The sequence below is a fragment of the Desulfuromonadales bacterium genome, from assembly GCA_035620395.1.
Classification (GTDB): domain Bacteria; phylum Desulfobacterota; class Desulfuromonadia; order Desulfuromonadales; family DASPGW01; genus DASPGW01.
Window position 1 is genome coordinate 1 of the sequence record DASPGW010000143.1, and the last position, 13,274, is coordinate 13,274.

Annotated in this window: 18 protein-coding genes; 7 read left to right on the plus strand and 11 right to left on the minus strand. The window is 64.3% G+C overall.

Annotation, left to right across the window (positions count from 1 at the left end; translation table 11 throughout):
• The 4 genes from VD811_07845 to VD811_07860 form a co-directional block, all read right to left on the minus strand.
• On the minus strand, window positions 1–353 hold a 353-nt coding region (locus tag VD811_07845), incomplete at its 3' end, for a TonB-dependent receptor plug domain-containing protein (GenBank protein ID HXV20881.1).
• Between the two features lie 128 nt (window positions 354–481).
• The gene (locus VD811_07850) at window positions 482–1,018 is read right to left on the minus strand and encodes a hypothetical protein (GenBank protein HXV20882.1); all 537 of its coding nucleotides are present in this window, start codon (window positions 1,016–1,018) and stop codon (window positions 482–484) included.
• 5 nt (window positions 1,019–1,023) lie between these two features.
• A complete protein-coding gene (locus tag VD811_07855) occupies window positions 1,024–1,533 on the minus strand; it encodes a hypothetical protein (protein ID HXV20883.1) in 510 nt (169 codons plus the stop codon).
• A complete protein-coding gene (locus VD811_07860; protein ID HXV20884.1) occupies window positions 1,526–2,308 on the minus strand; it encodes a hypothetical protein in 783 nt (260 codons plus the stop codon). Before VD811_07860 ends, VD811_07855 begins: the two co-directional genes overlap by 8 nt.
• Window positions 2,309–2,672: 364 nt before the next feature.
• On the opposite strand from VD811_07860, the gene VD811_07865 reads away from it, so the two are divergent.
• The 4 genes from VD811_07865 to cysW all read left to right on the plus strand — a co-directional run bounded on the left by VD811_07865 (window position 2,673) and on the right by cysW (window position 6,085).
• Entirely contained in the window at window positions 2,673–3,023 is a 351-nt protein-coding gene (locus tag VD811_07865; GenBank protein HXV20885.1) for a 4a-hydroxytetrahydrobiopterin dehydratase, read from the plus strand.
• A gap of 71 nt (window positions 3,024–3,094) precedes the next feature.
• Window positions 3,095–4,117, plus strand: a complete 1,023-nt coding sequence (locus VD811_07870) for a sulfate ABC transporter substrate-binding protein (GenBank protein HXV20886.1) — start codon at window positions 3,095–3,097, stop codon at window positions 4,115–4,117.
• Window positions 4,118–4,219: 102 nt separating this feature from the next.
• Window positions 4,220–5,047, plus strand: coding sequence for a sulfate ABC transporter permease subunit CysT (gene cysT / locus VD811_07875; GenBank protein HXV20887.1), 828 nt, complete (start codon window positions 4,220–4,222; stop codon window positions 5,045–5,047).
• Window positions 5,048–5,203: 156 nt separating this feature from the next.
• Window positions 5,204–6,085: a sulfate ABC transporter permease subunit CysW gene (cysW, locus tag VD811_07880; GenBank protein HXV20888.1), complete on the plus strand. Its 882-nt coding sequence runs from the start codon at window positions 5,204–5,206 to the stop codon at window positions 6,083–6,085.
• Window positions 6,086–6,148: 63 nt separating this feature from the next.
• On the opposite strand, the gene VD811_07885 is transcribed toward cysW, so the two are convergent.
• Window positions 6,149–6,370, minus strand: a complete 222-nt coding sequence (locus VD811_07885) for a hypothetical protein (GenBank protein ID HXV20889.1) — start codon at window positions 6,368–6,370, stop codon at window positions 6,149–6,151.
• On the opposite strand from VD811_07885, the gene VD811_07890 reads away from it, so the two are divergent.
• The 3 genes from VD811_07890 (at window position 6,369) to VD811_07900 (ending at window position 8,159) form a co-directional block, all read left to right on the plus strand.
• Window positions 6,369–6,563 carry a hypothetical protein gene (locus VD811_07890; protein HXV20890.1) on the plus strand — a complete coding sequence of 65 codons (195 nt, stop codon included), beginning with the start codon at window positions 6,369–6,371 and terminating at the stop codon, window positions 6,561–6,563. The two genes, VD811_07885 and VD811_07890, sit on opposite strands and share 2 nt — an antisense overlap.
• Window positions 6,560–6,856, plus strand: a complete 297-nt coding sequence (locus VD811_07895) for an MTH1187 family thiamine-binding protein (GenBank protein ID HXV20891.1) — start codon at window positions 6,560–6,562, stop codon at window positions 6,854–6,856. Before VD811_07890 ends, VD811_07895 begins: the two co-directional genes overlap by 4 nt.
• A gap of 214 nt (window positions 6,857–7,070) precedes the next feature.
• Window positions 7,071–8,159 carry a sulfate/molybdate ABC transporter ATP-binding protein gene (locus tag VD811_07900; protein HXV20892.1) on the plus strand — a complete coding sequence of 363 codons (1,089 nt, stop codon included), beginning with the start codon at window positions 7,071–7,073 and terminating at the stop codon, window positions 8,157–8,159.
• A gap of 15 nt (window positions 8,160–8,174) precedes the next feature.
• Here the strand turns inward: VD811_07900 and VD811_07905 are convergent, their stop codons facing one another.
• The 6 genes from VD811_07905 to VD811_07930 form a co-directional block, all read right to left on the minus strand.
• Window positions 8,175–9,938, minus strand: coding sequence for an SLC13 family permease (locus tag VD811_07905; GenBank protein HXV20893.1), 1,764 nt, complete (start codon window positions 9,936–9,938; stop codon window positions 8,175–8,177).
• Window positions 9,939–10,038: 100 nt separating this feature from the next.
• Window positions 10,039–10,680: a thiamine phosphate synthase gene (gene thiE, locus VD811_07910; protein ID HXV20894.1), complete on the minus strand. Its 642-nt coding sequence runs from the start codon at window positions 10,678–10,680 to the stop codon at window positions 10,039–10,041.
• A 48-nt stretch (window positions 10,681–10,728) separates the two neighbouring features.
• A complete protein-coding gene (gene thiH, locus VD811_07915; GenBank protein HXV20895.1) occupies window positions 10,729–11,859 on the minus strand; it encodes a 2-iminoacetate synthase ThiH in 1,131 nt (376 codons plus the stop codon).
• 51 nt (window positions 11,860–11,910) lie between these two features.
• Window positions 11,911–12,681, minus strand: coding sequence for a thiazole synthase (locus VD811_07920; GenBank protein ID HXV20896.1), 771 nt, complete (start codon window positions 12,679–12,681; stop codon window positions 11,911–11,913).
• An 81-nt stretch (window positions 12,682–12,762) separates the two neighbouring features.
• A complete protein-coding gene (gene thiS / locus VD811_07925; protein ID HXV20897.1) occupies window positions 12,763–12,963 on the minus strand; it encodes a sulfur carrier protein ThiS in 201 nt (66 codons plus the stop codon).
• Between the two features lie 78 nt (window positions 12,964–13,041).
• The coding region (locus VD811_07930; GenBank protein HXV20898.1) for a sulfur carrier protein ThiS adenylyltransferase ThiF at window positions 13,042–13,274 on the minus strand (233 nt) is incomplete at its 5' end.

Consider the following 13,274-nt stretch of genomic DNA (forward strand, 5'->3'; position numbering starts at 1 on the left):
AGGACCCGGCTGTTGGAATCTCCGGGCCGGTTGAAGCCGCGCACCCCCAGTGCCTCGTTGGTTCGCTCGAAGGAGAGGTGAAAGCTGCGCAGGCTGCGCAGCAGGTCGGCGAGGGTGCGATAGCCGTATCGCCTGATTTCCTCGGCGGTGACGATACTGACGGCCGAAGGGGCTTCAGTGACCTTCTGCTCGTATTTCGAGGCGCTGAAGACCGAGGGGATTTCCTGGAAAAGAATGGCCTCTTCCCCGGGCGGCGGGGAAGAGGCAGCAATTGCCGGAGGTGACGGGGTGAGCAGGCCGATGATGATGAGCAGAGCACACCATGGCCGATGGTATCGGTGTCGTTTGGTCATCTCAACCTCCGTTAGGCGATCCCGGTCGAATCCTGATCGGGACCCCTGGCGGAGAACCCGGAACGAAATTGGTGTGAGATTATAACTATTCGGATTACCGTGTCAATCAACTTGCAGAGGGAACGGCATCAACGCCCCCGACGCATGCGGGTAGTGGCCTCGATGTAGTCGAAGGGCTCCCCCGAGGCATACCAGTTCTCGATCCGGCGCAGGCAGCGGCTTTCGGTGAGCAGTTTCTGGGCCAACCGGCTGACACCGTTGCTGGCGCGGGCATGCATCGAAAGCCGGTGCCGGCCGCGTCGCTCGGCCTCGGCGCAGACGCCGGCCAGCAGCTTGACGAAGCCATTGGCCTGGCGGTGGCCGGGCAGGGTCTGCACGATATCCAGATAAAGCCCTTCCGGATGCGGCTCCAGTTGCGGATCCCACTGGCGCAGCTCCGCATGAACGCAGCTCTGCGGCAGCGCCAGGAGATAGCCGGCGACGGCCTGGTCGGCGTCTCGCAGAACCACGTTGATGCTGCCTTGCGTCTTCAACCCCTCCTCATAATACCGGGCCGGCTCGACGAACTGCATCTGCGGCGGGAAAGCTTGCCGCTGAAGGTTGACAAGTTCGGCCACCAGGGCCGGATCGCAGCCGGTCGCTATTTCTGTCCTGGTCTCGTTCATCTTCTTCATCCTTTCAGGTAGTGGAGCAGTTCGGTCACGCTTTCATAGCCGAGGTCGTAGATTTTGATCCAGACCAGCATCTGCAATCCGCTGGCGGCTGTGAACAGGCAGAGCCGCCCCGTTTGCGATGCCAACCGCGGGCGGAAGAATATCAGCAGCTGGCAGGGACCGTCCCAGAGCAGCAGGCGCAGAAAGAGGAGGGCTTCCAGCAGCAGGCCGAGCCAGCGGGAGCGGCGCAGCGCCGCCGTGACCAGATTTCTCAGGCTCTGCATGAGGGTGATGTCCATCCGCAGGCGGTCGTTGCCGAAAATGAGGACGGCAGAGATGAGCATGTTCGCTCCCCAGAGGAGCAGCCAGATCCGGACCGGGGAGAGTCCGCGGAATTTCAGGAAGGAGAAAAAGGCAGCTGCGACCCCCGCCAGCAGCCATTCGGCCAGGTAGAAGGAGGGGACCAGAACCGCTAGCCACAGGCCTTGTCGCCAGGGGCTTCCCGTCAGCGTGCCGCGCTCAGGCATAGGCACCCCCCAGTCTCGCGCCGGAGGCCGTCTGCTCGCCCGTCAGGCAGCGGACTTCCTGTTCCAGCGGCTCCGGATACCAGGACCAGAAGAGGTCGCGCTCGGTCTCGACCGGAACCAGCGGGACGATCAGGGGGGGACGGCCGAAGCGGGCCGTCACTTCCGCCAGGGCCGGCTGGATGACCTCCCGGGTGAAAACCGTCTCGTGCCCCTCGGGGTGGAAGTTGTCGAACATCAGGCCGTGGCAGAGGAAGAGGGCAAACAGCCGCGGCCAGAAGAGGCTCGGCTTGCCGCCCATCCGTTTCAGCCAGTCGGTGTTGTCGGCAATCTCGACGCCGGGGAACTGTCTGGCCAGCAGCCGGTGGTGAAAGTCGAGGAACTGTTCCCCCCAGAGGGTTTCGATCCGGTTGAGCGGTTTGCCGTCCCAGTCGTAGAAATTGATGACGCGATGCGTGGTGTTGCGATCGCCGTTCTTTCGCCCCTTGCCGTGATGGAAGGTCATCTTCGCCAGGGCGACCTTGTCCGGATTCCGGGAACTGAATTTGTCGCCGCGATATTCCGGGCAGACCGGCTTCAGCCCCGTGCGCTGCGCCGCTTCGACGAATCGGCAGAACTCGAAGTTGGGGGTCGCCACCTGCCGGGCCAGTACCGCCCGCGGCTCCCCCCGCAGGAATTCCGGGACGGCCCCGAGCCAGGTCTCGACCTCCCGGCGGAGTTTCAGATCGGTCCGGCGTTTTCTGAGTTCCTCTCTGGCGTGTTCCGTGCTGCTGTACATCGGTTTCTTCCTTTCTGTCAGGGGTTATGACCGTCCGCTGCGAACGGCCGGAGAATGCCGCAAGCGAGGGGTTCGCTGCGGCGGCGGTGATCGATTTTTTTGCGAACTGTGGTTTCAGGACTATGGAAAGCTGGCTCCGCCCGGAGCGTCAGGGCAAAAGCAGCCGGATCGTTTGTTGGCGGGATATCGGATCGGCGGGGCCCTCCGGCAGGAGGAGGCATCCGGTTTTCCTCTCCCCCGCGAGGCTCATGGATGGCTGTGGCGATGGCGCCGCTGTTGCATGCTGATATTTCTGCTATTTTTATAACATAACAGCGCTTTTCGGGGTGTGTCTGAGACAGGGGGGCGGGAAAGGAGCTAGCGGATGTCGAGGGAAAACACGGAAACCGGCGACCTGAAGACCCGGCACTGCCGGCCCTGCGAAGGCGGAACGCCGCCCCTGCCGGAGGAAGTGATCGCCGCAATGCTGCAACGGCTGGAAGGCTGGGAGTCCGCCGCGGGGAAAATCAGCAGGCTCTTCAACTTCAAGAACTGGTGCCAGACCATGGCCTTCGTCAACGCCGTCGCCTGGATCGCCCACCGGGAGAACCACCATCCCGACCTGGAGGTCGGCTTCAACAGCTGCCGGGTCAGCTACACCACCCACGCCATCGGCGGCCTGTCGGAGAACGACTTCATCTGCGCGGCGAAGGTGGAAGCCCTGTTCGAGACGTAGCGGCGTCGGGAGGCGGGGACGGTTTGGTCTGTGAGGTTCAGGTGGGCGCGCCCCACCGAAAGGGAAGGAGCATGCAACGGCGAATTTTTGTGGCGCTGCTGGCTCTCGCTGTCCTGACGTTCCCCGCGTTCGTCGGGACTGCCGGGGCCAGGGAGATCACCCTGCTCAACGCCTCCTACGACCCGACCCGGGAGTTCTACCAGGACTTCAACCAGGCCTTCGTCAGATACTGGAAGGAGAAGACCGGCGACACCGCCACCGTGCGTCAGTCCCACGGCGGCTCGGGCAAGCAGGCACGGGCGGTCATCGACGGGCTGGAGGCGGATGTCGTCACCCTGGCGTTGGCCTACGACATCGACGCCATCCACCAAAGGGCCGGACTGATCCCGGCCGACTGGCAGCAGCGCCTGCCGCACAACAGTTCCCCCTATACCTCGACCATCGTCTTTCTGGTGCGCAAGGGGAATCCCCGGGGAATCCGGGACTGGGACGACCTGGTGAGGCCGGGAATAGCGGTCATCACTCCCAACCCCAAAACCTCCGGCGGCGCCCGCTGGAACTATCTGGCGGCCTGGGGCTACGCCCTGCGCCGGAGCGGCGGCAAGGAGCAGGCAGCACGGGATTTCGTCGGCCGCCTCTACAAAAACGTTCCGGTTCTCGATTCGGGTGCCCGCGGGTCGACCACGACCTTCGTCCAGCGCGGCATCGGCGATGTGCTGCTCGCCTGGGAGAACGAGGCTTTTCTGGCGGTGAACGAGCTGGGTCCGGACAGGTTCGAAATCGTCGTTCCGTCGGTGAGCATCCTGGCCGAGCCGCCGGTGACCGTGATCGACAGGTTTGCGGACAAGCACCGCACCCGGCAGGCCGCCCAGGCTTACCTGGAGTACCTGTACAGCCCGGCCGGCCAGCGACTGGCGGCGAAACACTTCTATCGTCCGGTGGTGCCGGAACACGCCGACCCGGCCGACCTCAGGCGCTTTCCGAAGATCGAGCTTTTCACCATCGAGCAGGTCTTCGGCGGCTGGCAGAAGGCGCAGAAGATCCACTTCGACGACGGCGGAATGTTCGACCAGATTTATGTGCCGAGGCGATAAAGTCCCCCTTTATCAAAGGGGGGCTCAATACCTGAACCCTGCATGTGGAAGTCGGCGGGCCGGCATTCCCGGCCCGCTGTGATCGACGGAAAGGAAAGACCCATGCGCTTCAAACAGCGCAGCATCATTCCGGGCTTCGGCCTGGCCATGGGATTTACGGTTCTCTACCTCAGCCTGATCGTTCTCATCCCGCTGTCGGGATTGCTGTTCAAGTCGGCAACCCTCTCCTGGGAGGCGTTCTGGGGGACGGTCACCTCGGCGCGGGTGCTGGCCTCCTTCCGCCTGACCTTCGGCGCCTCGCTGGCCGCCGCTTCAATCAACGCCGTCTTCGGCCTGCTGGTCGCCTGGGTCCTGGTTCGCTATCCCTTTCCCGGCAAACGGCTGGTGGATGCCCTGGTCGATCTCCCCTTCGCCCTGCCGACGGCCGTGGCCGGCATCACCCTGGCCGGTCTCTACGCCGGCAACGGCTGGATCGGCCGGCATCTTGAACCTTTGGGCGTCAAGGTCGCCTATACCCCGGTCGGGATCATGGTCGCCCTGACCTTTATCGGCCTGCCCTTCGTGGTGCGCACCGTGCAGCCGGTGCTGAAGGATCTGGAAGGTGAACTGGAGGAGGCGGCCGCCTGTCTCGGCGCCAACCGCTGGCAGATCTTCCGCCGGGTGATCTTTCCGGCCATCCTCCCGCCGCTGCTGACCGGTTTCGCCCTTGCCTATGCCCGGGCCATCGGCGAATACGGTTCGGTGATCTTCATCGCCGGCAACATGCCGATGGTCTCGGAAATAACGCCGCTGCTGATCGTCACCAAACTCGAGCAGTACGACTATGCCGGAGCAGCCGCCATCGCCACGGTGATGCTCGGCGTCTCCTTCCTGATCCTGCTCGCCATCAATATGATCCAGTGGTGGAGCCGCCGCTACGCTGAAAGGTAGGCTGATGAAAAACGCCCATCTGCAGCGTTGCCCTCATTCCTCGTCAACGACGTACCTTTCAGGTACGCCTTATTCCGAGGACTTTCGGGCGCCTTGCATCTGGACATTTTTGATCAGCCCGGGACCAGTGTCCCCCAACAGTTTAGGAAAAACGCCATGCCGACCCCGTCCTTGCTTCCGGCCAGAGGCCGCACCGAAGTCACCCGCAGCGCCCTTACCGAGCCGGCGCCGGTGCGCTGGCTGCTGACCGGCGCGGCTTTGGCCTTTCTGGCTCTGTTCCTGGTCGTCCCTCTGGCAGCCGTCTTCGTCCAGGCCCTCGATAAAGGCCTGGAGACCTACTGGGCGGCCATCACTGAGCCGGACGCCCTGGCCGCCATCCGCCTGACGCTGCTGACGGCGGCCATCAGCGTGCCGCTGAACCTCGTCTTCGGTGTCGCTGCCGCCTGGGCCATCGCCAAGTTCAAGTTTCGCGGCAAGAGCCTGCTGATTACGCTGATCGACCTGCCGTTTTCCGTTTCGCCGGTCATCTCGGGGTTGATCTACGTCCTGCTCTTCGGTCTGCAGGGATGGCTGGGGCCGTGGCTGGCAGCGCACGACATCCGGCTCATTTTTGCCGTGCCGGGCCTCGTGCTGGCCACCATTTTCGTCACCTTTCCCTTCGTTGCCCGGGAGCTGATTCCCCTGATGCAGGCGCAGGGGACCGAAGAGGAGGAAGCGGCTCTGGTGCTGGGGGCCAGCGGCTGGCAGACCTTCCTGCGGGTCACCTTGCCCAATGTCGTCTGGGGGATTCTCTACGGGGTCATCCTCTGCAACGCCCGGGCAATGGGCGAGTTCGGTGCCGTCTCTGTCGTCTCCGGCCATATCCGGGGGCTGACCAACACCATGCCGTTGCACGTCGAGATCCTCTACAACGAGTACAATTTCGCCGCTGCTTTCGCCGTGGCCTCCCTGCTGGCCCTGCTGGCCCTCTTCACTCTGCTGGCGAAGACGGTGCTGGAAAGGAAGGTTCGCCAGGAGGCGGAAGCCGCAGGCGGATAGACGGGAGGGGTGGGGGGACGGAGATCGTTGCCCTGCTTCAGCGCCATCGTTGACAAACACCCATCAGCCTTTCATGCTGGTATGAAAAGCAGGGAAGGGAAGTCCCATGCCCGGCTGATCCTGCGCACCATCGGCGCGTTTGGCGCCGAAGATGCCGAGAGGGCCAGAGATCTCCTGCGCTCCGTACCGGCTTCTGGCTGAAGTGACGATGGTGAAGGTTGCACCATTGCGAGAGAACAGGATGAACGCCTCCCCCTGATAGATGAACCAAGGAGTCAAAACCATGCATGACCTGTTACCGGATGGAGAAGACGTACGACGCGCCGTCAAATGGGTGTCCGGCAACCTGCAGGAGAATCCCGGCCAGCCGGTCGGACCGCTCGTTCAGGAAGCGATCTTCAAGTTCGATCTTTCACCCAGGGATGCCGAGTTCCTGATCGAGTTCTTCAGGCAGAGAAATGGAGAACCGGCAGTATGAAAGTCCTCGTCGACCTCTGCCTCGTCCCGATCGGCGTCGGGGTCTCCCTCTCCCCGTACATCGCGGCCTGCGAAAAGGTGCTGACCGAGGCCGGCCTGAAGACCTCGCTGCACTCCTACGGCACCAACATCGAGGGGGAGTGGGATGCCGTGTTTGCGGCGGTGAAGCGCTGTCATGAAGTGGTGCACGAGATGGGCGCGCCGCGTATCACCACGACCATCAAGCTGGGCACCCGCACGGACCGCCTCCAGACAATGGAAGAGAAGGTGAGGAGCGTGCAGGAGAAGCTCTGAGCCGACCCGCCACCGGCGCCTCGGCGCCGGATACCGTTCTGTCCACCCCCCTCATCGCCCCGTTCCTGAAGATGGTCGCCATCTGCGCGTGGCGAGTTTCGCCGATTCCCGTTCCGGAAAAACCGCCTGCCCGTCTGCTATATTTATCTATGTAAACCAGAAAGTTTTGCTCACGGGTATGGAACAGGCCGGATTGTTTCTGCAAAGGACGAGCATGGAAGCCGGGATCGAGGTCCGCAATGTCTCCAAGTGCTTCGGCTCTTTCTGTGCCCTGAGCGACGTCAGCCTGGTCGTCCCTTCCGGCAAGCTGACGGCTTTGCTGGGGCCTTCCGGCTCGGGCAAGACCACCCTGCTGCGTATCATTGCCGGCCTGGAATTCCCCGATTCGGGAACAATCCTTTTGAAAGGTGAAGACGCCACCCGGCTCCCGGCACGCAAGCGCCGGGTCGGCTTCGTGTTTCAGCACTATGCCCTGTTCCGGAATCTGCGCGTCTTCGACAATGTCGCCTTCGGGCTCAAGGTGATGCCGAGAGGCTCCCGCCCGTCCCGGCAGGAGATCCGCGACAAGGTTTTCGACCTGCTCCGCCTCGTTCAGCTCGAGGATCTGGTCGATCGCTATCCGTCCCAGCTCTCCGGGGGGCAGCGGCAGCGGATTGCCCTGGCCCGGGCGCTGGCGACCGATCCCAAGGTTCTTCTTCTGGATGAGCCGTTCGGGGCGCTGGACGCCAAGGTGCGCCAGGACCTGCGGCGCTGGCTGGTCCGCCTGCATGACGAGCTGCACATCACCAGCCTTTTTGTCACCCATGATCAGGTGGAGGCCCTGGAGGTGTCCGACCAGGTCGTGATCATGAACGAGGGAAGGATCGAACAAATCGGCACCCCGGTGGAAATCTACGACCGGCCCGCCAATCCCTTCGTCTACAATTTTCTCGGCAACGTGAATGTTTTTCATGGCGTGGTGCAGGCGGGCCTGGCCCGGATCGGCAACATCAAGGTCTGTCTGCCCGAATTCCGTAAAGCTGCCCACCGGCCGATGGTAGGTTTCGCCCGCCCGCAGGATATGACGGTAACCGATCATCGCGAGTCGGATGAAGAGATCGAAGCCAGGGTTTTGCATCTCCACATCGCCGGCCCGACGGCGCGCCTCGAACTGGAAAGTTTGAATGGTCGTGAACTGCTGGAGGCGGAACTTCCCCAGGAGCTTTTCCACCGCCTCAACCTGCAGGAAGGCGACCGGGTTTTCGTGCGCCCCAGGAAAATGCGGATTTTCGAGGCGGGGGGCAAGGGCCAAGAGCCGCCGTGACCGCCGTTGTCGGCGTCAGAACGGCCAGAACACGGGGATGAAAATTGTTGCCAGCAGCCAGAAAAGGAGGTTGAGGGGGACGCCGACCTTGAGGAAGTCGGTGTACTTGTAGCCGCCGACGTTGTAGACCATGGCGTTGGTCTGGTAGCCGATGGGCGTGGCGAAGCTGGTCGAAGCGGCGAAGGTGACTGCCATCAGCAGCGGTTTGGGGTCGATGCCGAGCTGCGTCGCCGTGGCGATGGCGACGGGCGCCAGCAGGACCGCGGTGGCGTTGTTGCTCATCATCTCGGTGAGGGTGGCGGTCAGCAGATAAAGGGCCGCCAGCACGGCGACCGGACCGAGCCCGCCGGCCAGACCGAGGGCGTGCGACGCCAGCCAGTTGGCGGCCCCCGTTTTCTCCATGGCGATGCCGAGCGGCAGAATCCCGGCGAGCAGGAAGATCACCTTCCAGTCGACCGCCTTGTAGGCCTCCTCCAGGCTGACGCAGCGGGAGAGGACCATGGCCACGCAGCCGAGAATGGCCGCCACCAGGATCGGCATGATGCCCATGGCCGCCGCACCCACCACCCCCGCAACGATAGCGAGGGCGACGGGAACCTTGCGCCGGTGCAGGGAGGGTTCCTGTACTTCCCCCAGAATGATGAAGTCGCTGTCGGCGCGCAGCGCCTCGATGTCCCGCTTGGGAGCCATGACGAGCAGGGCGTCTCCCAGCTCCATGCGTACGGCGTTGAGCTTGTCGCGCAGCAGGGCGCCGCGGCGATGGATGGCGAGCACCAGGGCGTTGTAGCGGTGGCGGAAGAAGATGTTCTTGAGAGTGCGGCCGATCAGCTGCGACTGCGGGGCAATCAGCGCCTGCACCAGCAGCATCTCCTCGTCCTGCAGCGATTCGTCCCGCAGCTTGAACTCGGCATGCAGCTCCAGTTTGGCCGACTCTTTCAGAGCCATCAGTTCCTGGATTTTGCCTCGTACCAGCAGGACACTCCCTTCCCGCAGCCGTTGCCGATAGGGGGCCCAGATCTTGCGGTCCTCGTCGAGCAGCTTCAGGATGGTGACGTCGTGCTCGGTGCCGAGGTTGCTTTCCATGACCGTCTTGCCGATCAGCGGGGAGTCGGCCATGACGCGCAGTTCGGTGATGTACTCTCCCAGCTCGAAAGCGGCGGTCAACTCCTGCGCCTGCCGCTCGGGAAGCAGCCAGCGGCCGAACAGCAGGAAGTAGAGGAAGCCGGCGGCGAACATGATCAGGCCCAAGCGGCTGAACTCGAACATGCTGAAGGCGCCGTAGCCGGCCTGCTCGGAAATGGCCGAAACCAGCAGATTGGTGGAGGTGCCGACCAGAGTGCAGACACCCCCGAACTGGGAGGCATAGGAAAGCGGGATGAGGAGCCTGGAGGCGGAGATCTGGCGCTTGGCCGCCACCGTCAGCACCAGCGGCAAAAAGACCGCCACCGCTGCGGTGTTGTTGATGAAGGCCGAGATGGTGCCGACCGTGCCCATGATCAGAACCAGCACGAGAAAATGATTTTTCCCCAGGCGGACCAGCAACCTGCCCAGGGCCGCTACCGCCCCCGTCTTCTGCAGGCCGGAACTCAGGACGAACATGGCGGCGACGGTGACGGTGGCCTGGTTGCTGAAACCGGAGATTCCCTCCTGCGGCGTGACCAGGCCGAACAGCAGCAGCGCACCGGCGACCATGAAGGCCACCAGGTCGATGGAGTACTTTTCACTGACGAAGAGGACGACAGCGCCGATGAGGATGGCGAGGGTCAGGGCAATTTCCATGGGCGGCTTTCGCGAGCGAAAGTAAAATCCTGCCTAGCGCAGCATAGGGGAACTCAGAAGCGAAATTGCTTCGCTTCAAGTTTAATTGAAGTGGGGCCGCTTACAAGGGAGCAGGGGTGTTCTTGAGGCGGGAAAGGATGCCTGCCGCGGCTGCCGCCGGGTCGGCGGCAACGAGGATGGCGGCGATGAGGGCGACCCCGTGGCTGCCGGCAGCCAGAAGCTCGGGGAGGCGCTCCTGAGTGACGCCGCCGAGGGCGAAAACGGGCAAGGTGGAGGCCCTGCAGGCCTCTTGCAGGCGGCCGAGGCCGACCGGTTCGCCGTAGGCCGCCTTCGACGGTGTGAAGAAGACTGGACCGAAGGTGACGAAGTCGGCGCCGTCCCGCTGGGCCGCCGTCACCTCTTCGGGGCGATGGGCGGAGACGCCGAGCAGCTTGTCGGGGCCGAGGATTTTCCGGACGACGGCGACCGGCAGGGAATGGCCGCCGAGGTGAACCCCGTCGGCTCCCACCGCCAAAGCGACGTCGAGACGATCGTTGATCAGCAGGCGGGCGCCGTAACGGGTGGTCAGCGTCCGCAGCTCGCGGGCCAGCGGATGGAGCTCGGCGGCGGCGAGGTCCTTCTCTCGCAACTGCACCGCCCGCACGCCCCCGGCAAGAGCGGCGGCCACGGTCTCGACGAGGCTGCGCCCGGGCGGCAGCTGCTTGCGGTCGGTGATGAGGTAGAGGTTGAAGTCGACGGTCATCACGCTCTTGCCTCTGACCTGTCCGACAAATCAGACCGGTCCGACAGGTCAGACACCAATTTCAGTTTTTTCCATAAACGCCCGGTCCCAGTCCTTCCAGACCGGCTCGTAACCCTTCGACTGGATCATCCGGGCGAATTCGGCGGGGGTGCGGTCGTCGTCGATGGTGAACTGGCGGGTGCTCTCCTCGCCGCCGGTGTAACCGCCGGGGGCGGTACAGGAGCCGGCGCTCATCTGGGTGACGCCGAGCGGCAGCAGGTTGTCGCGCAGGACGGCGCTCTCGCGGGTGGAGAGGACCAGGCCGGCATCCGGCAGCAACAGGCGCAAAGCGCAGATCACCTGGACGAAGTCGCGGTCGGAGACCGGGTGCAGCGGCTGAAAGCCGCCGTCGGCCGGCCGCATGCGCGGGAACGAGACGCTGAGGTGGCTGCGCCAGAAGTGGCGGGAGAGGTGGAGAGCGTGCAGGCCGACGAAGAATGCCTCGCTGCGGAACTGGCCGAGGCCGAGGAGCGCGCCGATGCCGATGCGGCGCAGTCCGGCTGCCCCGCCGCGCTCGGGAGCGAGCAGGCGGAAGTCGAAGTCGCGCTTGCGGCCGAAGGGGTGCATTTCGGCGTACAGGGCCCGATCGTAGGTTTCCTGGTAGAGGGTCAGGCCGTCCACTCCGGCCTCGACCATCTGCCGGTAGCCCGGCTCTTCCATCGGGTAGACCTCGATGGCGATGGCGGAGAAAAGGTGGCGGATGCGCCGCGCCGCCGCCGCCAGGAAATCGTTGTCCACCGCCCGCGGCGATTCGCCGGTGACCAGCAGGATGTGGCGGAAACCACGGTCGTGCAGCACCTGCGCCTCCCGCTCGATCTCGTCCAGGGTCAGGGTCTGCCGCGGCACCCTGTTGTGAGCGTTGAAGCCGCAGTAGCGGCAGCCGTTGGTACATTCGTTGGAGAGGTAGAGCGGAGCGTAGAGCAGGATGGTCTTGCCGAACCGCTGCACCGTCAGGCGGTGCGCCCGCTGCGCCATCGGTTCGATAAAGGCGGCCGCCGCCGGCGAGAGCAGCGCCTGAAAGTCGTCGAGACGCATCTGCGGGGCGGCGAGCGCCCGCTCCACATCCGCCGGGGTTTTCGCCTCGATCCGGGCGAGGACGTCGTGGTAATTGTATTGGCTGATGGTGTCGAGGAAAGTCATAAAGGCCTTCAATGTTTGTCGGACAGGTCTGACCTGTCCGACCCGTCAGATTCAGTCCCGCAGAAACCCCGTCAGCGGGCTTGACGCCTCGGCCTGCTGGCGCGTTTCGCCCAGGCCGGCGAGGAAGGCCTCGCGGCCGGCTTCAACCCCCTTCCTGAAGGCGGCGCCCATCGCCGCCGGGTTGCCGGCCACCGCCAGGGCGGTGTTGACCAGCACGCAATCGGCCCCCATCTCCATCGCCTCGGCAGCGTGCGAGGGGGCGCCCAGTCCCGCGTCGACCACCACCGGCACGATCGCCTGCTCGATGATGATGGCGATCTGTTCGCGGGTCTTGAGTCCCTTGTTGGTGCCGATCGGAGCGCCGAGCGGCATTACCGTGGCGGTGCCGATCTCCTGCAGGCGCTTGGCCAGCACCGGGTCGGCGTTGATGTAGGGAAGTACCGTGAACCCTTCCTTGACCAGGATTTCGGCCGCCTTGAAGGTCTCGATCGGGTCGGGCAGCAGGTAGTAAGGGTCGGGGGTGACCTCCAGCTTGACCCACGGCTCACACCCGGCGGCGCGGGCGAGCCGGGCCAGGCGCACTGCCTCCTCAGCGTCGCGGGCGCCGCTGGTATTGGGCAGCAGCAGGTACTTCTCCCGGTCGATGTGGGCAAGAAGGCTGTCGGCCGGGCTGTCGATGTCGACCCGGCGCAGGGCGACGGTGACGATCTCGCACCCCGAGGATTCCATGGCCGCGACCATCGCCGCGTTGGAGGAGAACTTGCCGGTGCCGACCAACAGGCGCGATTTGAAGCGCCGGCCGGCGATGATCAATGGATCCATAGTTGGTCCCTTTTGTGTTGTAAGGGCGGGCATCAAACCCGCCCAGGGCAGATCGAAGGACTGGCCCGACGATGAAGAATTCTAACCTCCGCCGACGAACTGGACGATCTCCAGGGTGTCGCCGTCGGTCAGTTCCTGTTCGGCGAACCTGGCGCGCGGAAGTATCTCTCGGTTCAGTTCCACAGCCACACGGGCGGCGTCGAGTTTGAGGGATTCGAGCAGGGCCGCGACGGTGGTCGGGGCGTCGAGCGCTTTCGGTTTGCCGTTGACGGTGATGGTCATCTGTTCCGTTCCAGTGTTGGCTTTTGTAGGGGTGCCCCTTGTGGGTGACCTGGGCAGCCGCGAGACCTGACCCTGTGTTCACCCCGGCTCTTCGCCGAGCAGCAGCCGCAGCACGGCGTTGGCCTGGTGATGGGCGGCGATTCCCACCCGCGGCGCCATCAACCCCTCGCCGGGGCGGGCGGCGGTTTCGCCGTCGCCGACCAGGTAGAAGTTGCGCCCCGCCCGGCGGGTCGTCACCGTGTTCGAGGGGGCGAAGCCGGCCAGGCCCGAAGCGGCGACCAGCGGCTTGCCGGGGCAGCGGCCGAGAAAGG